14 protein-coding genes and 1 tRNA gene are annotated in these 19,687 nt (G+C 35.5%); 11 read left to right on the top strand and 4 right to left on the bottom strand.

Features of this window, described 5'->3' with window-relative positions:
• The first annotated feature begins 341 nt into the window (after positions 1-341).
• The 8 genes from GGQ92_RS10260 to GGQ92_RS10225 all read left to right on the top strand — a co-directional run bounded on the left by GGQ92_RS10260 (position 342) and on the right by GGQ92_RS10225 (position 9,630).
• Positions 342-414: transfer RNA gene (locus GGQ92_RS10260), tRNA-Val, on the top strand.
• A 316-nt stretch (positions 415-730) separates the two neighbouring features.
• Positions 731-2,221 carry a spore germination protein gene (locus GGQ92_RS10255; RefSeq protein ID WP_184248124.1) on the top strand — a complete coding sequence of 497 codons (1,491 nt, stop codon included), beginning with the start codon at positions 731-733 and terminating at the stop codon, positions 2,219-2,221.
• Positions 2,199-3,302, top strand: coding sequence for a GerAB/ArcD/ProY family transporter (locus GGQ92_RS10250; protein ID WP_184248121.1), 1,104 nt, complete (start codon positions 2,199-2,201; stop codon positions 3,300-3,302). The genes GGQ92_RS10255 and GGQ92_RS10250 overlap by 23 nt, the downstream gene beginning before the upstream one ends.
• On the top strand, positions 3,289-4,401 hold the full coding sequence (locus GGQ92_RS10245; RefSeq protein ID WP_184248118.1) for a Ger(x)C family spore germination protein: 1,113 nt from the start codon (positions 3,289-3,291) through the stop codon (positions 4,399-4,401). Before GGQ92_RS10250 ends, GGQ92_RS10245 begins: the two co-directional genes overlap by 14 nt.
• Before the next feature lie 203 nt (positions 4,402-4,604).
• The gene (locus GGQ92_RS10240; protein ID WP_184248115.1) at positions 4,605-4,886 is read left to right on the top strand and encodes a hypothetical protein; all 282 of its coding nucleotides are present in this window, start codon (positions 4,605-4,607) and stop codon (positions 4,884-4,886) included.
• Positions 4,887-5,076: 190 nt separating this feature from the next.
• The gene (locus GGQ92_RS10235; RefSeq protein WP_184248112.1) at positions 5,077-5,802 is read left to right on the top strand and encodes a hypothetical protein; all 726 of its coding nucleotides are present in this window, start codon (positions 5,077-5,079) and stop codon (positions 5,800-5,802) included.
• 110 nt (positions 5,803-5,912) lie between these two features.
• Positions 5,913-6,749, top strand: coding sequence for a hypothetical protein (locus GGQ92_RS10230; RefSeq protein ID WP_184248109.1), 837 nt, complete (start codon positions 5,913-5,915; stop codon positions 6,747-6,749).
• A 217-nt stretch (positions 6,750-6,966) separates the two neighbouring features.
• Positions 6,967-9,630, top strand: a complete 2,664-nt coding sequence (locus GGQ92_RS10225) for a leucine-rich repeat domain-containing protein (RefSeq protein WP_184248106.1) — start codon at positions 6,967-6,969, stop codon at positions 9,628-9,630.
• 56 nt (positions 9,631-9,686) lie between these two features.
• On the opposite strand, the gene GGQ92_RS10220 is transcribed toward GGQ92_RS10225, so the two are convergent.
• Positions 9,687-11,018, bottom strand: coding sequence for an outer membrane protein assembly factor BamB family protein (locus tag GGQ92_RS10220; protein WP_184248102.1), 1,332 nt, complete (start codon positions 11,016-11,018; stop codon positions 9,687-9,689).
• Positions 11,019-11,194: 176 nt separating this feature from the next.
• Here GGQ92_RS10220 and GGQ92_RS10215 point away from each other — a divergent pair, with 176 nt between their 5' ends.
• Positions 11,195-12,487, top strand: a complete 1,293-nt coding sequence (locus GGQ92_RS10215; protein ID WP_184248099.1) for a mechanosensitive ion channel — start codon at positions 11,195-11,197, stop codon at positions 12,485-12,487.
• A 52-nt stretch (positions 12,488-12,539) separates the two neighbouring features.
• Here the strand turns inward: GGQ92_RS10215 and panF are convergent, their stop codons facing one another.
• The 3 genes from panF to GGQ92_RS10200 all read right to left on the bottom strand — a co-directional run bounded on the left by panF (position 12,540) and on the right by GGQ92_RS10200 (position 15,444).
• Positions 12,540-13,982, bottom strand: coding sequence for a sodium/pantothenate symporter (panF, locus tag GGQ92_RS10210; RefSeq protein ID WP_184248096.1), 1,443 nt, complete (start codon positions 13,980-13,982; stop codon positions 12,540-12,542).
• Entirely contained in the window at positions 13,979-14,266 is a 288-nt protein-coding gene (locus tag GGQ92_RS10205; RefSeq protein ID WP_184248093.1) for a YhdT family protein, read from the bottom strand. Before GGQ92_RS10205 ends, panF begins: the two co-directional genes overlap by 4 nt.
• 188 nt (positions 14,267-14,454) lie before the next feature.
• Complete coding sequence (locus GGQ92_RS10200) at positions 14,455-15,444, bottom strand: glycoside hydrolase family 43 protein (protein WP_184248090.1); 990 nt, start codon at positions 15,442-15,444, stop codon at positions 14,455-14,457.
• A gap of 448 nt (positions 15,445-15,892) precedes the next feature.
• Between GGQ92_RS10200 and GGQ92_RS10195 the strand changes: the two genes are divergently transcribed.
• Both GGQ92_RS10195 and GGQ92_RS10190 read left to right on the top strand, forming a co-directional pair.
• A complete protein-coding gene (locus tag GGQ92_RS10195; protein ID WP_246384362.1) occupies positions 15,893-17,854 on the top strand; it encodes an efflux RND transporter permease subunit in 1,962 nt (653 codons plus the stop codon).
• Positions 17,838-19,631, top strand: coding sequence for a YhgE/Pip domain-containing protein (locus GGQ92_RS10190; protein ID WP_184248087.1), 1,794 nt, complete (start codon positions 17,838-17,840; stop codon positions 19,629-19,631). Before GGQ92_RS10195 ends, GGQ92_RS10190 begins: the two co-directional genes overlap by 17 nt.
• The last annotated feature ends 56 nt before the right edge of the window (positions 19,632-19,687 follow it).

The following is a 19,687-nucleotide window of genomic DNA, read 5'->3' as shown; positions in this document are numbered from 1 at the left end:
ATTTTAAGCACGGTTATACTGTCATTTTCCAATCAATACCAGTTTGGAGGATAGGATGGTTTTCACTATGTAAATATTTATTATAAATGCAAATAGTATCCATTATTTAAGGTGAATTAACTATTCGGTGTAAGTGGAATTTTGAGAAAAAACGAGTAAATGAAAGAAAAATTAATTATATTGAGGGAGGTCTTTTTTTAAAGCTATAAGAACACCATGTAAATATAATGAAGAACTGGTCGCATTGTTTTCTACTGAAGCAATACATAAGTTAACAGTTGAAAAGGTTAGTTGACAAATTGACAGGGTTGGCTTATATTTATGTATGTCTAATTTAATATGATTCCGTAGCTCAGCTGGGAGAGCGCTACCTTGACAGGGTAGAGGTCGTTGGTTCGAGCCCAATCGGAATCACTAAATGAAACCCCTTGACCCAGATAGGTTCAGGGGGTTTTTACTTATCCTGTTTAGTTGCATTACTACTCTAAACACTCCCTTACGGATACACCTAAAAAAAACACTTAATCAAACAAATAATTCCTCGAATTTTTCCATTGCTTCATGGTCCATGCTCGTTAATAAATGGGAGTAAGTATCCAGTGCGTACAGTTGTTTTATCCTACTGATGTCCTTGCATGCTCTTTGAATCAACTTCCATCTTCTATTTGCATAATTGTATTCAAGTTCTACATACTACTAACAAGAAGTGGTGCAGAAGAGGTGTGCAGAGATGCGAATTAAAAGAAATAAATCCAAAAGGCCCTTGATAAATCAAGAAAATCTCTCCATAGAGAATATTAAAAGTCAATTAAATCATACCAGCGATTTAAAAGAGCGTGAAATACATAGCGATGGCCAAATCTATAATATCCTTTACATCAATTCATTAGTTGATCAGGAAATTCTTGAATCCAAAATCATTAAACCACTTATAAAAATGGAAAATAACGATATTTTAAATGAGCTATATAGCCAGGAGATTCGCACGAGCAAAAGTATTAAAATAGCCATCAACGGATTATTAGATGGTTATTGTCTACTAATAAAAAAAGGCATGAATAATGAGGGATTCCTGCTGAAAACAACTGCATCAATCGATAGGCAAGTTTCAGAGCCTGCCGTAGAAAAAACAATCCTTGGAGCAAAAGTAGGTTTCGTTGAAAGCTTAGACAAAAACACTTATTTACTTCGTACTTTAACAAAATCACCGGATTTCACGGTTAGAGAGTTTACATTGGGCTCCTCAACAACGACGAATGTTTCACTAATTTATTTGGAGCATGTGGCAGATTCAGAAATTATCAAGAAGGTTGAAGAACGCATAAAAAGTATTACCCTTAATTCTATCCGATTAGAAGGAGATATCCAAGATTGCATTGAAGATCATACAATTACCCCATTCCCCCAGCTTTTTCTTACGGAAAGGCCAGATAAAGCTTCAGCAAATTTAAAGGACGGAAGGGTTGCTTTAATTATAGATGGAAGTCCTAGTGTAATTATATTGCCAGCGACATTTATGACGTTCTTTCAAACACCTGATGACTATACTACCCGTTGGTGGTTAGGTTCATTTTTTAGACTTATACGCCTGTTCAGTTATATTATTGCGCTTATTCTACCTGCATTATATATTGCTTTCGTTTCATTCCACTATGAATCAATTCCTTTGGAGCTTGTTTATTCGCTGCAGTCTTCGTTGAGCTATGTACCATTTCAGCCATTTATAGAGTTGATGATTATGCAGCTTTCTTTAGAGTTGCTTAGAGAAGCGTCCATTCGACTGCCACCTTCCGTTGCCACAACTTTTGGGATTGTCGGAGGGCTAGTTGTAGGAACAGCAATGGTTGAGGCAGGAATTGTCTCCTATGGTGGTCTTATAGTTGTCGCATTAACATCAGTCTCATCATTTGTTCAGCCAAACATAGAAATGAGCAGCTCAATTCGTGTCTTGGGATTCCCTTTAATGCTATTGGCAGCAACATTTGGCTTTTTTGGTATTGTTATTGGGGTGTTATGTGTATTAATTCACTTGTCACGTCTTACTTCATTCGGTCAGCCATACTTTGCGCCTTTTGTTCCATTGAACATGAAGGATTTTAAAGACACTATTATTCGTGTTCCTTCATGGATGATGTATAAACAGCCTAAAGACTCCCCTCATTTCAAACAGGAAAAACAATCAAGGAAGTGGAAAATAGATGAAAGTGAAGGGCCGTATTAGTTCTGTAAATCTATTTTATGTGCTGGCGCAAACGATGATAGGGGTAGGCTTGTTAGCATTACCTCACCATACACATCACACAGCAGGCAGTGACGGGTGGATTTCTATTCTATTTACTGGGATTTTAATCCAACTAATTTTACTGATTATCTGGTTTCTATGCAGAAAGTTCCCCAATCTTACCTTATTTGATTTCTCTAAAGTAATATTGGGGAAAATGCTTGGAACTGTATTAAATTTTTTATATGTTATGTACCTGCTCACTATCATTTGTTATATCTTTATTATATATACAGATACTTTAAAACGATGGATACTCCCTGAAACTCCAGGATGGGTTTTACTTTTGATATTTTTCATTCTACTTATTTATGGAAGTATTTGTACGATAAAAAATGTGATTTCTTTATTTTCTTTTCTCTTCTTGTTGATCCCGCTTTTATTCCTTATTACATTTGTTGTTTATGATGATCCATCCATGGATATCCGCTATCTCTTCCCTATTGGGCACAATGGTGGATGGAATATTCTTAAAGGTACAGAGGATGCCTTTGTATCTTTCATAGGCTATGAAACATTACTTATTTATTTTGCATTTATGAAGCGGTCTAAAAGTATTTCGGTACTGAAAGGGGCATTTTTCACAATCTTATTTGTAACAATATTTTTTATGTATATCGTAATTATAAGTACGATGATGCTTAGTCCAGAAGAAATGAAAATCACGCGGGAACCAGTTCTATACATACTAAGTGCAGTGGAAATAAGAGTGTTAAGCCGATTAGATTTAATATTTCTTTCCTTCTGGGGGCTGGTCGTTTTTACTACTATCATCAGCTACTCCTTTTCAGCAAGTATAGGAATAAGTAAATTAATCCGTATAAAACATAAATTTGCTGTGATGCTATCTGGAACGTTCGCTCTTATCGTTTCGATAATATTTTATTATATGGAGATTACCTTGTTGGAAGAATGGTTAAAGTATTTTAGCTTAATTTTCGGTGTTATTATCCCTATCGTACTGCTTTTAATAACAATTATTTTTAAAAGAGAGGCGGCATCGACCTATGAGGAAAACTGAGCTCTTTTTGCTCATCTGTATACTTCTATTACTAGCTGGATGCTGGGATGAAAGACTACTAAAGAATTCCCGTACTGTGTATTTATCAGGTTTTGACTTGAATGAGAATGGTGATTATCAAATAACTTCAATTATTAGAGATATGAATATTAGTGAGTCAAGTAGAGGAGAAATATCGATATTGAATGAATTGGTAACTGGAAAAGGAAGTTCAATAAAAGAAGCAAGCATGACGATTGACCGAAGCGTACCTGGTAATTATGATCCCGCAAAAGGAAGAGCATTGATCTTAGGAATCGACGTTGCAAAAGGTGATATTTATAATGTGCTGGATGCTTTTTATCGGGATCCAAGGGTGGATTTAAACGCCAAAATTGCTGTAACAGATAACAGTGCAAATGAATTAATTGCCCATTTATCCGAAAATGAAGTTGAAAAAGGGGAATATCTGTACGAATTGATTCACAGTAGTGAAATTAATTCGGAGATTCAGAATATTACACTAAGATCGATTCGCACCTATTTGTTTGATGAAGGAAAAGATTTCATGCTTCCTTATTTGAGCAAGGATGAGGCGGAAAATGAAGTTATAATAAATGGGGTTGCTCTTTTTCATGACCACAGCTTTACCGGACAGCTTCTTACTCCTGCTGAAAGTACTTTGCTAATATTATTTATGGAAAAGAAATCTAAACAGGTACTTTTAACAGAGCAATTAGATAAGGATGCTAACGTATCCGTCAGCTATAATGTCAAAAGTGTATCAAGAAAACTTAAACTGAGAAAAGAAGAAAAGGTACATGCTGATATTTTGCTGGAATTGGACGTGGAAATTGTTGACTATCCTCCAGACCAATTAAATAAGCAGGAGAGGATTAGTTTTTTGGAAATACAAATATCAAAGATTCTCACTGAAAAAGCGGATAATCTGTTCAAAAAACTTGCAGCGAATCAAAGTGACATACTTGGATTAGGTAGAGAAATTATTGCTTTTTATCCATCTATATGGGAGGAAATAAAGGGAGAAAATTATTATGAGCAAATCCTCGTTAATCCCAAGGTAAAAGTCAATGTTAGAAGTGGTGGAATCGTGTTGTAATCACTGGAGTTGATCAACTTCATATTTATCGAGATTTATTGAACATTGCGTTGGTATGAAAGCAATAAATATTGAAGTAACGGGGGAGTATTCCATGAATTAAAACCGAAAAAATTGCTCAAATTACATGTCAAACACTAATTATATGTGTCAATATTTCTAAGTTAGAGCATGTTGCTGTAGCAACAGCAGGTAAAGATAGAATGGTTAGTGTTGCTCCTAGATTAATTATATCTACACAAAAGCTATATAACGATCTAGGTACACAACCCATCTTCGAGATATCAGAAAAAGTTCAAGCTGGTGAAGAGTTACTAGAGGATTTAGTAGTATTTCATAATCCACATGCTACAAGACCATTTAATGTGAGTTCATTTTATCATCCCAAATTAGCCCATTTCTCAGGGGTGAGCACTGACATACCTCACAGAACTCTACTTCAAAGGGAAGTGATAGTGATTGGAAATTCCATGGTTGGTCAATGAAAAGAAAGAATCGTAAATCCAAAAGTGTTCAGGAGATATTCCGATTTACTCGTGGCTTTTTACCTTGTCACAGCATCTTGCTTGGGCGTTATTAATGTTGATATCAACAATTAATATTTGATCTAGCCTTAAAATACCAATCTATATATGGTACGGTTATATTACAAACATTTCTAAAGGGGTAATAATAATGAATTTTTGGAAAACAGGAATGACGGGTATCTTGGTCTGCGTGTTGTTGGTCGGTTGTGGAATGGGTGAGACGGAAGAAGCATCGAAAGAGGAAAAAAAGGAAGAGACTGTAACGGAAATTAAAGCCGATGCGTCCGAAGAACAAAAAGTAGAGGCTGTAACGGAAGGAAAAGTAGAAGCCGCTTCAATGGATCCTAAAGAATGGAAAGATATATCGACGACGGGCAACATTGAAAAGCCGGACTTCACCGCAAATGCAAAGAAATGGATTTCCCAAACGTTGACTTCCTTGCAAAACGAAACTCCGGATAAATATTTTGAAGCGGGATTGGACGAAGCGTATCACCAATATTTGAAAGCGCAATCGATCACGAATATCTTAGGAACATTTGTTGATGTTGAGGGTGGTGACCTTGAAAAAGATTTCGATAATATTTATACATTGGCACAAATCGTTCAAGTAGAACATGACAAGCGAACGGAACATTTGGAATTTGAATACTTGGATGAGAAGTACGGTGAAAATAAAGGAGAAGCTGTTAAGGAATGGAAGCCAGCTACCGAACGACAAGCTCAGGCGTTCGAGTATTTGACGCAATTGGTTCAAGATGTGGACATTGCAATCAATGGAACAGTACCCGACAATCAACAGGATGGATTATCATACCAAGCGGACGGAGTGAAAACAAAAGAACTTGAAGCGTTTATTGACAGTGGTGAATAGTATAGGAATCAACATCATATTATCTAGATTCTCGATTGAGTGTCTTTATGGGATGGAGCTGTATCTATAGTAAATGAAAGAAAAATTAATTATATTGAGGGAGGTTTGAAGTGAAATTTAGAAAGTATATCCTATTACTGTTTTTTGCTGTCATTCTTTTATTCCTATTTATTAATTTTAGTGATTTAATTGGTTTTAAAAAAGAGGAGTTTGTCATTAGAGAGTTGAAAGATACGAATCAAACATTAGAAGATAGTAGGGTATTTACTGACAAAGAAAAAATAATAGAAATAAAAATTATGCTCGAGAATCTAACTTTTGATGGTATTTATGATATGGCTGGCACACCTAATTACGAATTTTATTTCAAAGAAGATGAACAGACAATGTATCAGGGTTGGGAACATCACTCGCCCCGAATGACGATTGTAAATTCTATTTCAGGAGGCACCACGATAGATATCACGGATCCACTATATCAATTAATCACCGAGGAAGAAATAAGCGAGTTTGCCCTAACAGAACTAGCATTGGCTGATTATATCTCTAATAAAATTTCAAGTGCGTTTGAAGAAGTTAAAGCATCACCAACAGAAAAAAATTACCTCCAGTTATATTACACACTCCAAAATATTGATAATAAAGTACAAAAAGAAATGGAAAAGTATCAATCTGTCGTCGATAAAGATATTTGGATCTCCTATACCAAACTCCCTGAAAATAATACGATAGAATATATCAAGCAGTTAGCAGAAAATACTGAAAAAAATAATCCTGATGAACGTTTCAATTTAGAGAAAATAGAAAAAATATGGATCCAGTTTGAAAAAGATATCCGTCTTTTAATGGAAGAAGATACATTTACCCCAACATTACTCGCCGAAAAGTATATAGCACTCATTCTTGATCTAAATGACATCGATTCTTCGAATACTCATAGATATTAAGTATCTATTTAACAACTTCCTCATACTAAATGACTTAACGTATCATTTAAATTGGTTAAAAAGTCTTGGTTAATGTGAAGAAGTGAATCTATAGTTTCCATTGTGAAAATCCTCCAATGTAACTTTTTCCTTATTTTTACTATAATATATTGACTTACCAAATTGGTAGGTTAGTATATGAAATGGTAGAAATATCTAAAAAAAGGGAGGAATTACTTTGAGGAGAAAAAAGTTCACGCGCTTCATTAGTGGATTTTCAGCGATTGTTTTAGTTCTTTCGCTAGTTTTAATGCCTGTTCAAGTATTAGCCGAAACAGAACAGGATGGGGACCAAACTCAATCTGTTAACAATGAAGAATTCGTAACAGAACAAGCAAATGAAGCTGCTGACAATGCAACTGAAGGTGAAAATGAGGAATCAGAAGAATCCACAGATTCTGCCGAAAGTGAAGAGATAACGGCTGACGAAGTGGAAGAAACGGAAGCTGACAGTGTAGAAACTGACAGCACAGAAGCTGAGACTCAACAAGTGCAAGAAGAGGAAGAAATTGAAGCAGCAGTAAACGAAGAATTGGTAGAAGAACCTGAAGAGTTCTTAGAAGACTCTGAAGTTACTACTCTTGCGGAAGACGAGAATGATGGATCTGAGGTACAAGAGCCTGAATTAATACTTTCGGAAGAAGAAGTTACAAAGGATTCGGTTACTGTTTCATGGGAATCAAGTGGACTACAAGATGTAGAAGAAATTGAAGTTTATTTAAATTTTGAATTGGTGGATACTGTTTCTGCTGACACGACTAGCTATACGTTTGAAGGACTGACGCTGGGAGAAGAGTACACGATTAATCTACTTACTGATAACTATGTATTTTCTAATTACTTATACTCAACGCCATATTGGACTAATGAAGAGCTAGTTCCGGTTTCCATTGAAACGAAAGTAGATGTGCCTATTCAGGATGAATTACTATTGATTCGTGGAAATGAAGAAAGTACAGAAGGAGTTGAGGAAAGCCATTACTTATCCTCGGCTAATGAACTAGTAGAATTATCTTTACCTGTAGGTAGTTTTGAAGCAATTCTTTATAGTGGAAGTGACCCGAGTATTTCAGAATCGATAACCTTCCAAGTACAAGATGGGGTTAATTATGCTAACAATCCGATTGAACTCCAATTCAATTTGGGTGAGATGCGTGAAGAATCCGAACCATTCGAGTTTGAGATTGTTGACGTCGATGAGACTTCTTTTACGATAAAATGGTCAGATGTAACCAAGCTATTAAGTATTAGTTTATTTGGTACTGGCAGTGATTTAGGAGACACTAGAGACTACATAGAACAAATTTTACTAGAAAATGGTGTCACAGAATACACTTTCACTGATTTAACACCAAATATACTTTATAACATCTATTTAGAAATGCAGTATCTCCATGATTTAAGTGACCTTGAATCTGTAAAAGTAAAGACAGATGGAGAAGATGCAGATGCACCAGAAGTTACTTTCGAGAGCGATAATCTAAAACAAGCTGTGTCTGAAGAAGTAGGAGTTCATACTCGTAATGTAACGGAAAAAGATATTGAGTATCTAGAGAATTTGACTGTTACTGACGGTGATATTGCTTCTCTAAAAGGTTTAGAATTAGCTCATAACCTACGATTGCTCTATCTATTAGAGAATAAGATATCTGATTTATCACCAATTGAACAGTTAGAGAATCTTGAAGATCTTTCTATCGGATTTAATCAGGTTCAAGATCTTTCATCATTGGAGAATCTAACAACTCTTAGTTACTTGAATCTAAATAATAATGAAGTATCCGATTTATCTCCAATCAGTAATTTAACGAATTTAATTACTTTAAGAATTGGTTATAACCATATTGAAAATATTGATATTTTAGAAAACTTTAATAAACTCCAATACCTTGATATTTCTAGTAACCCATTATCAGATTATTCGATTGTTGGAGATATACCAACACTTACTGATTTAACGATGTCAGACCTTGGTATTACGGATATTAATTTTCTATCGAACCTTCAGCAATTAAAATCACTATATTTATCGAATAATGCAATCGATGATATACAGGTTCTATCAGGTTTTGACCAGCTAAATAATTTATCATTATCTAGTAACAACATCAGTAACCTAAGTCCATTAGAAGGATTGACGAATCTCCAATCTGTCAATTTACAATCTAACAATATTACGGATATCTCTCCATTAGCTAACTTAACAGAAATTGAATCTTTGAATTTAAGTAATAATCCGATTGAGAGTGTAAGTACTTTAGGAGAGTTATCAAACTTACAGAGTGTTTACTTATATGGAATTGAATTGTCGAATGATGACAACGAGTTATTAGAAAGATTAAGTGAAAATGGTGTATTCGTTTACCACGAAAATTTCATCGATGATCGTCAAGAGGTACCTGAGGAAGAGGACGAAGATACGGATGACGATGGACCGGAAGAAGATGATCCTGCTAATGATGATGACGGATCCAATAACAACGATAACGGTGGAACTGAGGATAACGATACTGGTTCTAATAATGGAGGATCAGAGAACGACAACACTGACTCTAATAATGAAGGATTAGAGAACGATAATACTGGTTCAAATAATGGAGATTCAGATGAAGACGATAATGTCTCTACAGATGCAACAGATGGAGATAATGAAACAGCTGAAGATCAGGATAGCGGAGACTCAGAAGCTGCTGGAACATCCTCTGATACAGACTCAGATGATAAGGATAACCAATTACCGAATACAGCTACGAATACTTTTAATTTAATACTATTTGGTACAGTTATTCTTGTAGCGGGGATGATTAGTCTCTACTTTACACGTAAAACAAAAAACAGCTAATTAATGAATGAAAAAGGGGTCAACAGGAATTTTCCTGATTGACCCCTATCTTAAAATTAATAGAATCCATACAGAATGTTATTTTTTGAAATGGAAAGTACTCCATTATGAACAGTATGGCCTGAAAAGCGATTGTACGTGTTCACTTTTCCTGGAGTAACATAATCCTCTAATTCAATAACCTCAATAATTTCACCGTTCTCTGGATTTATTTTAGCGACTCGTGTAGGATTTTCTGCCTCAAAATTTAAATCCCCAAGTAAAGCATAAACGGTACCATTCAATTCTTCCACACCAAATGCAAAGTAACCGTCTAAGTCAACAATCCAAGCAATATCTTTAGTCTCTGTATCTAATCCTTTAATTAAATGCTGGTCAATTTCTACGTCATTATGTTGCATGATAATATGATTGTCTACAAAAATAGGTTCAGCAATTTCGGGTCCCATTGCTTCACCGTCATAAGGTATTTCATCTATTATCTCGCCTGTTTCCATATTTATTTTATGAAATACATAATCTTTATCTAGTACATAAAGTGAATCATTATGGATAAAAGCCTGAACAAATCTAAGTCGTTCATCAAAAGGTTGGGACCACACTTCGGAACCATCTTCTTTCGACCTAGCCACTAGCTTATAATCCTTTTCGAAATAAAAAATCATTTTTTCATTTGAAGTAATTTCATAATGTCCATTTCTTTTACCTAGTTGAAGAGCATCAATATCTAACGACCATCGTTCATCTCCATTTGTTGCGTCATACGCGTGTAATGAAAATAGGTCTGCGAAAATTTGGTCCTCATCTGACATTTTTCCAAAAATCATATAAAGTACACCATCATCAGAAAACACTTCGCTAAATTCTTCGTAACCTGTTAAATCTATTTCATAGTTAACGTTCCCACTTTGCTTATCAATCGCTCTCAGATAATTGTAATTGTCACTACTTCCAATCGTATGGCTATAGAGATGTTGATCGTCCATTGCTAATTCAATCTCAAATCCATATTTATGCTCTAATGCCCAATTAGAAGAATGATCGGCATTATAAGATATAGCCTTTTTGCTGTCACTACCAATATAATAGGTATCGTTCTCAATGAATGCGTTATGTACCATTTTATAGTCTCGGTCATCAGGAAATTCAGCTTTAGTCCAATTTTCAGTTGGATACTCTGATATCGGAATTGCTTCTACATCAGTTAAATAGTTAGTAGGTATATCCTTTTCTTCCTCTAATTCTTCTTCGGAATTTTCTTCTTCCGCTACTACTTCTTCAGTAGGACTCTCTTCTATTTCTTCATTTACTGCTTGTTCATCTTCATTTTGTGAGCATGCACTTAAAAATAATAGAATAATAGTAAAACAAAAAACAAACTTTTTCATACATATCCTCTCTCTGTCTATGACTTTTGGTAACGGCACCATTAATATGCTAGCTTACCGGACAACTAAAATCAACTAATCTGAAAAAAACTGTAAGCAAGAAATGATGTTTAGTCATTAGTTATTGAAGGTATAAACTTACTAGACTCACATCACTATACAAAGGAGAGGTAAATATGTCAGATATTAGTTATTCTTTTCAAAGTATGTGGAACGAACTTCTAAATGCCTTGCCGAATGTTATCAAGGCGCTACTGTTGTTATTACTTGCATGGCTGATAGCATTAGCAGTGAAAAATATTGTCCAGAAGTTATTTGTTAAGTGGAATTTCCATAAAGCGTTGGCACGTACCCCGATGATCCATGATGAGAAGCAGGGGAAGGATGTATTAGGGAGTTTGGGGAAGGTTGCTTATTTCTTAGTATTTATTTTATTCTTACCTGCAATATTGGATGCACTCAATATGAGATCAGTATCGGGTCCAATTTCCAATATGATGGATAAGTTACTGGGCTTTATCCCAAATATCATTGCAGCTGCATTTATTGTAATAGCAGGTGTCTTTATCGCAAGATTAGTTAAAGAATTATTTACTAACTTTTTCAGAAGCTTGAATCTAGATAAATGGTTTACTAAAATTACCCCTGCTAATACTCCAGATCAGGGAAGGGATATTTCAAAGGCTAAATTGTCGCTCTCGCAAATACTTGGTAATATTATTTACATTTTGATTATTATCCCGGTTATAACAATTGCTTTAGAAGTATTAAATATTCGCACGATTTCAGAACCGATTCAATCTGTTCTAAATAGTGTACTTAATATGATCCCGAATATATTTGTAGCCATTATTTTGGTGATTGCTGGTTACTATTTAGGTAAAGTTATAAGTAGATTATTAACGAGCTTATTACATGGAACAGGTATCAATAATATTTATTCATCACTAGGACTACAACAAGCAAATGCACCGTTTGATTTAGCAAAAGCAATTGGTACAATTGTTAAAGTGTTAATTATTCTATTCTTTACAGTTGAAGCACTAAGTGTATTACAACTAGATGTTCTCAATACGATTGGTAGTGCAGTAATCGTCTATCTACCATTTTTAATAGGTGCTCTTATCATCGTAGGTTTAGGACTTTTCATTGCCAATCTCGTATCGAATTGGCTAAAGAAATATACGAAGAGTGGTTTTTCTGCAGAAATTCTTAAATATACTATAATCGTATTTACAGTGTTTATGGCATTAGACCAGTTACAATTAGCGTCTTCCATCGTTAACCTAGCATTTTTACTAATCTTAGGAGGACTAATGATTGCCTTTGCGATCTCCTTTGGAATTGGCGGAAGAGACTTTGCTAAAAAACAATTATCAAAGTTAGAAAGAAAACTAGAATCAGATAAATCATCATCTTCTTCATCGGATGCAAATAAACCAGACAGCTTTCCACCAAATGAATTTTAATTAAGTAGAAACTAAAAAGGTGAGCCACAATAATAAAGTGGCTCACCCATTCTCATATTTCTATATACGGCCGTTGCCTATCTTTTGTCATTAGGCTGAACAATACATAGGCAATAAGGGAAAGGAATAACGAACTAACAACAGAATGCATTCCGAAAGGTTGTTGCCACCACTGTTCAAAGATTACATAAGAAGTTATCCCGGTGAACATCGATGCTAGCGCACCATACTTGTTTCCCTTTCTCCAATACAACCCGAGCACGATTGGCCATAAGAAAGCTGCCTCTAATCCACCAATTGCAAAAAGATTAAGCCAAATAATTAAATCAGGTGGCTGAACAGCAAGTAAAAATACAACAATACCGAGTACGGCTGTTACCCCAGTACTAATTCTTCTCATTCGTTTGTATTCGATATCAGGATTGACGTAATTAATGTATAGGTCTTTTACGATTGTTGAACTAACTAATAATAGTAATGAATCAACTGACGACATAATCGCTGCCAAAGGTGCTGCTAAAACGACTCCGGCTAACCAAGTCGGAAGTACGTGTAGCGCAATTTCCGGCATTACTTTGTCGCCAATTTCGATTCCTGGCAAAATAGGTCGTGCAAAAACACCGATTAAATGCATGTTTAGCATAATAAAACCAACAACAATTGTACCAATGATAAGTGCGCGGTGTAAGGATGCGCTACTTTTATAAGACATTGCTCGTATAGCAATTTGAGGGAGAGCAATCACCCCAACCCCAACTAGAATCCAAAAAGACGAAACGTATGTAGGTGTTAATGTTCTTTCTGCCCCGTATGGAGAAATTAAGTTAGGATTCTCTTGTTTTAGGTCTTGAATAATATTTTCTACCCCGCCGCCTGCTATAATGACGGCTATCAACAATACAAGTGTACCAATAAACATAATAATCCCTTGTACGGTATCTGTTGTAACAACGGCGCGGAAGCCTCCAAGTGTTACATAAATTAAAACCGTACCGACAAAAATAAATAGTGCTGTTGTATAAGACAGTCCAGTTAGCGATTCTATAAGACGAGCTCCACCAATCCATTGTGCAGCCATGGCAGAAAATAAAAAGATAATAATACTTAATGAAGACAGTATGACTACGCCATGGGAATCGTATCTCTTTTTTAAATAGTCGATAATCGTCACGGATTGGTATTTCTTAGTGATAATTGCGAATTTTTTCCCTAAAATCATTAGCGTAAAATATCCAGTTACAACTTGAATAACAGCAAGTAATACCCAACCTAGCCCCTCGTTGTAAGCTACCCCTGGTCCACCGATGAAGCTAGATGCACTTCCGTATGTTGCTGTCATGGTCATTGCAAGGACAAATCCACCAAGGCTTCGGCCGCCTAAGTAATAATCTTGCATATAATTTGTTGAACCCATTTGTCGTTTACTCGCATACAAACCTATAATAAAAATAATTCCAACTGTAAGAAATAAAGTTAAGGTAGCTTCCCAGTTCATATATCTGACTCCTCTTCATCTAATGGAATATTAACAAAAAATTTCTTCACGATTATGAAAACTAGAAGAGAGATCAAGATAAAACCTATGATACAGCTATAAAAGAACCATGCTGGGAAACCAAGAATATAGGTGTATTCATCAACCTCTTTGCTACCTAGGCCATATGCAAAACCAAACCACCATAAAAAATGGAATACAACTAAAGAGATACCAAAAAGTGCTTCTCTATTTGCGATTGTATAACGACGATCGCTCGCTTGTAGCTTTTGAGTCGGTGGCATAACGATAAACCTCCTTTGGTCCATTTTCCGAAAAAATCTGTTTTGCCTACTATTATATCCAATTATTCTCTCAAATCTAGATGATTAATGTAAAGTTAAACGATTAGGAACGTAAACTGCTATATCAGCTTAGAAATGAAAAAGAGACAGATAGCTTAAAGCTAGTCTGCCTCTTGAAAACATTTCTATTATTTTTCTTCTGGATAAGGGTCTATCGTTTGGATTGTGCCATCTTCGTTGTACGTAATCTCCGTGAACTTCATCGAACGTTGATGGTTTAAGCCACCAGATAGAGAAGCGTCATGGTAGAATAAGTACCATTTACCTTTGAACTCTACAATAGATTGATGTGTCGTCCAACCTAGAACTGGATTTAAGATGGTTCCTTGATATACGAACGGACCATCTGGTCTATCACTAATCGCATACGCAATCTTATGTGTGTTACCAGTAGAATAAGATAAGTAATATTTACCGTTATATTTATGAATCCAAGGAGCTTCAAAGAATCTTCTTTCTTCGTCACCAGCAAGAATTGGGTTTCCATCTTTATCAACGATAGCAATTTCTTTTTTAGTACCTTCTTTAAAAGATTTCATGTCCTCATTTAGTTCCCAAAAGATTGGGCCTAATGCAGGTGCGTCTGCTGGAATTTCTTCAGGGTTTTCTACATATTCGCCTGTTTGCCATTTTTCTAATTGGCCACCCCATAGTCCACCAACATACATGTATGCGCGGTTATCATCGTCTACAAATACTGCAGGATCAATACTGTAGCTACCTTCCATGTAGTTTTCTTCTGGTGTAAATGGCCCTTCTGGACGATCACCTGTTGCTACTCCGATGCGGAAGATACCGTCTTTATCGCGAGCAGGGAAATAGAAATAATATTTACCGTTTTTAAATGCAGCATCCGGTGCCCACATTTGACGGCTTGCCCAAGGAACATCATTAACATGTAGTACTTGACCATGATCCACTACTTCTGAATCGACGTCTTCCATGGAGAATACATGATAATCTTCCATTTTATATTGGTCACCATTGTCATTAGATGGTTCGTCATGTTCTAAGTCATGAGAAGGATAGATGTATAATTTTCCTTCGAATACGTGTGCAGATGGGTCTGCAGTATAAAGATGAGTAACTATTGGTTTGTTTTGTTCAGGCTTTGTCATTTACAATAACCTCCATAAATAAATAGTAATCGCTAACAATTATCATTATAGCAAAAGCGAATGACTTTGTATATCCAAAAGACAAACTATCTTATTTATTATAATCATAAAATAGAGTTCTCCATTTGCACTACGTTTACAGTCACAATTTGTTAACAAATTACATTCAATTAAGTCCAAATACTAGATGAAAAGCTGTTAGGTTATATAAAATAGTAAAGTATGGTGTTAGTATGAAGGTTTCTATACATAACTATACTTACAATTTAAATCAATATTTTATGACGAGATAACCGAATGATTTTACAGTAAAAGGAAATTAAAAGAATAGGTTGGGATAAAGTTGGCGGAGTGGGTACTTAAATATAAAAAAACAATTGCAATCGTATTTCTACTATTAGCAGCAGTCAGTGCGGTTGTTCAGTTCGGTGTATCTGTAAATTATAATATGGCAGATTACTTACCAGAAGAAGCGCCTTCTTCAAAAGCAATGGAGATTATGGAAGAAGAGTTTGAAGGTACAGTTCCGAATACACGCGTTATGATAAAAGACGTAACGATTCCTGAAGCGTTAAATTATAAGGAAGAGTTACTAGATATTGAAGGGGTTAATGATGTTATGTGGTTAGATGATGCCACAGACATTAAGACCCCAATAGAAATGATGGATTCTGACACGGTAGAATCCTATTATAAAGATTCAACTGCGCTATTCTCTTTGGCAATTGAAGAGGGGGAAGAGGTAGCAGCGACAGAAGCTATTTACGAATTAATCGGTGACGATAATGCAATTGCTGGAGAAGCTGTTAATACAGCGGATTCTCAAAAAATGGCTGGAACGGAATCTATGTATGCCGCAGCTCTTTTAATTCCGATTATTATCATTATATTGATATTGTCTACAAATTCTTGGGCTGAGCCTGTGTTCTTCTTAACGGCAATAGGTGTGTCGGTATTAATTAATTTAGGTACAAATATATTCATCGGTGAGGTTTCCTTTGTAACACAATCGGTGGCACCAATTTTGCAGCTCGCGGTATCACTTGATTATGCCATCTTTTTACTTCATAGCTTTAATGATAATCGTAAACGAATGGGTGATCCTCATAAAGCGATGCTGAAAGCTATGAAAAGCTCATTTCCTGCTATTGCTTCAAGTGCATCCACGACGTTCTTCGGATTTATGGCACTTTCCTTAATGGAATTTGAGATTGGTTCGGACTTGGGTATTAATCTAGTGAAGGGGATATTACTGAGCTTTATCAGTGTTGTTATTTTCTTACCAGCTATTACGATGCTGTTCTACAAGTGGATAGATAAAACGGAGCATCGTCCGTTAATACCTCCTATAAAAGGTGTAGGAAAATTTGTTGTAAAAATACGTTACATTGTAGTAATTGTTGTAGCTATTCTTATTATTCCTGCATTTTTAGCTCAGAGTAATACAAACTTTATTTATGGAATTGGAGAACAACCAGAGACAACAAGAACTGGCAGTGACAAAATTGCTATTGAAGAAGAATTTGGTCAACTAACCTCAATTGTATTACTTGTGCCTAAAGGTGATTTGGTAAAGGAAACGAAACTTACAGAAGAAATGGAGAATCTACCTTCTGTTAAAAATGTTTTAAGCTACACAAATACGGTTAGTCCCGTAATTCCGCCAGATTATTTAGATGAATCGGTAACAGAACAATTTTACTCTGAAAATTATGCACGAATCATTATTAATACAGAAAGTGAAGCAGAAGGTGAGGAGAGCTTTGCTTTTATAGAAGAAGTACAAGAGAAAAGTAATCTTTTATACGATGATGTCTACCTTTTAGGAGAAGGTGTTACGCTCTATGATATAAAGGAGACAGTGGAAAGAGATAATTCACTTGTAAATATATTGACGGTTGTCACAATTGCAATTGTTCTTTTAATTACATTTCGATCGATTTCCTATCCAATCATTTTATTATTGACGATTCAAACAGCCGTATGGATTAACCTTTCGTTTCCATACTTTACTGACTCACCACTCGTATTTGTTGGGTACTTAATTATAAGTACGGTGCAATTAGCAGCTACTGTCGACTATGCCATTCTATTTTCAGAAGCATATAAGGAGAAACGAAAGGTATTACCTAAATCACAAGCATTAAAAGAAACCTTGGATGAGAAATTGTTCTCTATCATTATTTCTGCATCTATTTTATCAAGTGTCGGCTTTATCCTATGGTTTACATCAAGCAATCCAATCGTATCTTCTATTGGTCTCTTGTTAGGAAGAGGAGCATTGTTAGCATTTGTGTTAGTAGTATTTTTCTTACCTGCGATGCTTTATCTATTCGATAGAGTCGTCCAAAAAACAACTTGGAGATCAACTGATAATAAGGGGAGTGAACGAAATGAAGAGAATATTTAGTATGCTTATCTGTCTTATGCTCGTGACTATGATTGTATCCCCAGTATATGCTGAAGATATAGGGAGTGAGCCAGCAGCAGTATATGAAAATAAAGATGAAGTAATTTATGTGAATCTAACCTCAGATGGACAAACAAATAATATGTACGTGGTGAATGGCTTTCAAGTTACAGAGCCGGGAAAAATAATAGACTATGGTGAATACAACGAGGTAAAAAATTTAACGAGTCTAGCAGAGATTGAGCAAAATAACGATGAAGTCCGTTTTCTAGCTGAAGAGGGAGAATTTTATTATCAAGGGACATTTGAAAAAAGTCAGCTACCATGGGATATTTCAATTCGCTATTTTTGGAATGGGGAAGAAGTAAACCCGAAAGAAAAGTTAGGAGAAAGTGGTAAATTAAAAATAGAGATTCAGGTTAATCAAAATGAGGAAAATAGTGTATTCAATGATTATTATTTACTACAAATAGGGGTGACCACAGAGCCTGAAAAAGTGAAAGTTCTGCAATCGGAAAATGGCACAATCGCTAACGTTGGTGAAAAAGAGCAAATTACTTATACCGTTATGCCAGGTCAAGATGAACGATTTACAATAGAGGCAGAAGCTAATAACTTTGAATTAGCTCCGATTGAAATTAATGCGTTGCCTGCAAATATAGCCGTAGAGAAGCCAGATACGGAGGAAATGACAGAAGATATCACGACCTTATCAGATGCTATAGCATCGATTGATGAAGGGGTTGGGGATTTACAGACAGGATTAAGCGAACTTGAAGATGGGTTAGGAGAATTAAATGATGGCTCTTCTGAATTTTATCAAGGTATCGAAAAAATATCTGCGTCCTCAAATGAATTAACGAACGCGTCGAATGAAATTAAGAATGCGTTACATGCGATCGATCAATCCTTATCGGGTCAAACGGATGATGTAGATTTTTCTGCACTTGGCCAATTGAGAGATGGTTTGAAAGAAATGAAGGAAGGACTAGGTACGGGGCAAGAAAGTTTAAAGCCGCTCAAGGATAGCTATGAGAAAAGTTTAGATGCGCTAGAAACGGCCATTTGGAGCATTCCAGATAGTGTGTTAAAAGAAGAGGAGATTAACAGCCTGTTAGAAAGTAACGCTGATCCAAATATAATCAGTGAGCTTTTAAAAACGTATGAAGCAGCTAAACAAATTCAATATATTTACGATGAAACGCAGGCTGCATTTCAAGCTGTTCCTACCGCACTTTCTCAAATGGATCGTTCATTATTGGAAGTAAGTGGTGCACTTGATGAAATGATTACAGGGTTAGATAATTTAGATAGTCAAAGTCTATTGGATGGAATTAATCAATTACAACAAGGTATTCGAGTATTATCAAGCAATTATGATCATTTTCACGATGGATTAGTTGAATATACGGATGGTATAGATACTGTGGCTTCGTCTTATGGAGATATAGATAAAGGTATCCATGATCTCCATAATGGTACAATGCAAATTAGTGACGGTGTTGGCGAACTGAAAGATGGTACAAGTGAGCTTGCGAGTGAAACAACTAATATGCCACAGGAAATGGAACAAGAAGTAGAGAAAATGCTTGAGGAATTTGATTTCTCAGATTATGAGCCTGTCTCCTTTATTTCGGATAAAAATGAAAAAATACGGACCGTCCAATTTGTTATGAAGACGGAAGAATTGATTGTAGAAGAAAAAGAGGAAGTTGCCGAAGAAGCACAACAGGAGCAGAAAAGCTTTTGGCAAAAGTTCTTAGATTTGTTTCGATAACAATTAGAGAAATATAAAACCGAGCGACATTTTTGTCGTTCGGTTTTTTTAGCCAA

The sequence above is a fragment of the Gracilibacillus halotolerans genome (assembly GCF_014206945.1).
Classification (GTDB): domain Bacteria; phylum Bacillota; class Bacilli; order Bacillales; family Amphibacillaceae; genus Gracilibacillus; species Gracilibacillus halotolerans.
This window is presented reverse-complemented; position numbering and strand designations above follow the sequence as displayed.

Bases quoted from the DNA above. Each gene is read 5' to 3' on its own strand.
- GGQ92_RS10205 (WP_184248093.1), bottom strand. From the start codon at position 14,266: ATGCCACCGACTCAAAAGCTACAAGCGAGCGATCGTCGTTATACAATC.
- GGQ92_RS10220 (WP_184248102.1), bottom strand. From the start codon at position 11,018: ATGAAAAAGTTTGTTTTTTGTTTTACTATTATTCTATTATTTTTAAGT.
- GGQ92_RS10235 (WP_184248112.1), top strand. From the start codon at position 5,077: ATGAATTTTTGGAAAACAGGAATGACGGGTATCTTGGTCTGCGTGTTG.
- GGQ92_RS10200 (WP_184248090.1), bottom strand. From the start codon at position 15,444: ATGACAAAGCCTGAACAAAACAAACCAATAGTTACTCATCTTTATACT.
- GGQ92_RS10250 (WP_184248121.1), top strand. From the start codon at position 2,199: ATGAAAGTGAAGGGCCGTATTAGTTCTGTAAATCTATTTTATGTGCTG.
- GGQ92_RS10240 (WP_184248115.1), top strand. From the start codon at position 4,605: ATGGTTAGTGTTGCTCCTAGATTAATTATATCTACACAAAAGCTATAT.
- GGQ92_RS10245 (WP_184248118.1), top strand. From the start codon at position 3,289: ATGAGGAAAACTGAGCTCTTTTTGCTCATCTGTATACTTCTATTACTA.
- GGQ92_RS10215 (WP_184248099.1), top strand. From the start codon at position 11,195: ATGTCAGATATTAGTTATTCTTTTCAAAGTATGTGGAACGAACTTCTA.
- GGQ92_RS10190 (WP_184248087.1), top strand. From the start codon at position 17,838: ATGAAGAGAATATTTAGTATGCTTATCTGTCTTATGCTCGTGACTATG.
- GGQ92_RS10255 (WP_184248124.1), top strand. From the start codon at position 731: ATGCGAATTAAAAGAAATAAATCCAAAAGGCCCTTGATAAATCAAGAA.
- panF (WP_184248096.1), bottom strand. From the start codon at position 13,982: ATGAACTGGGAAGCTACCTTAACTTTATTTCTTACAGTTGGAATTATT.
- GGQ92_RS10195 (WP_246384362.1), top strand. From the start codon at position 15,893: ATGGCAGATTACTTACCAGAAGAAGCGCCTTCTTCAAAAGCAATGGAG.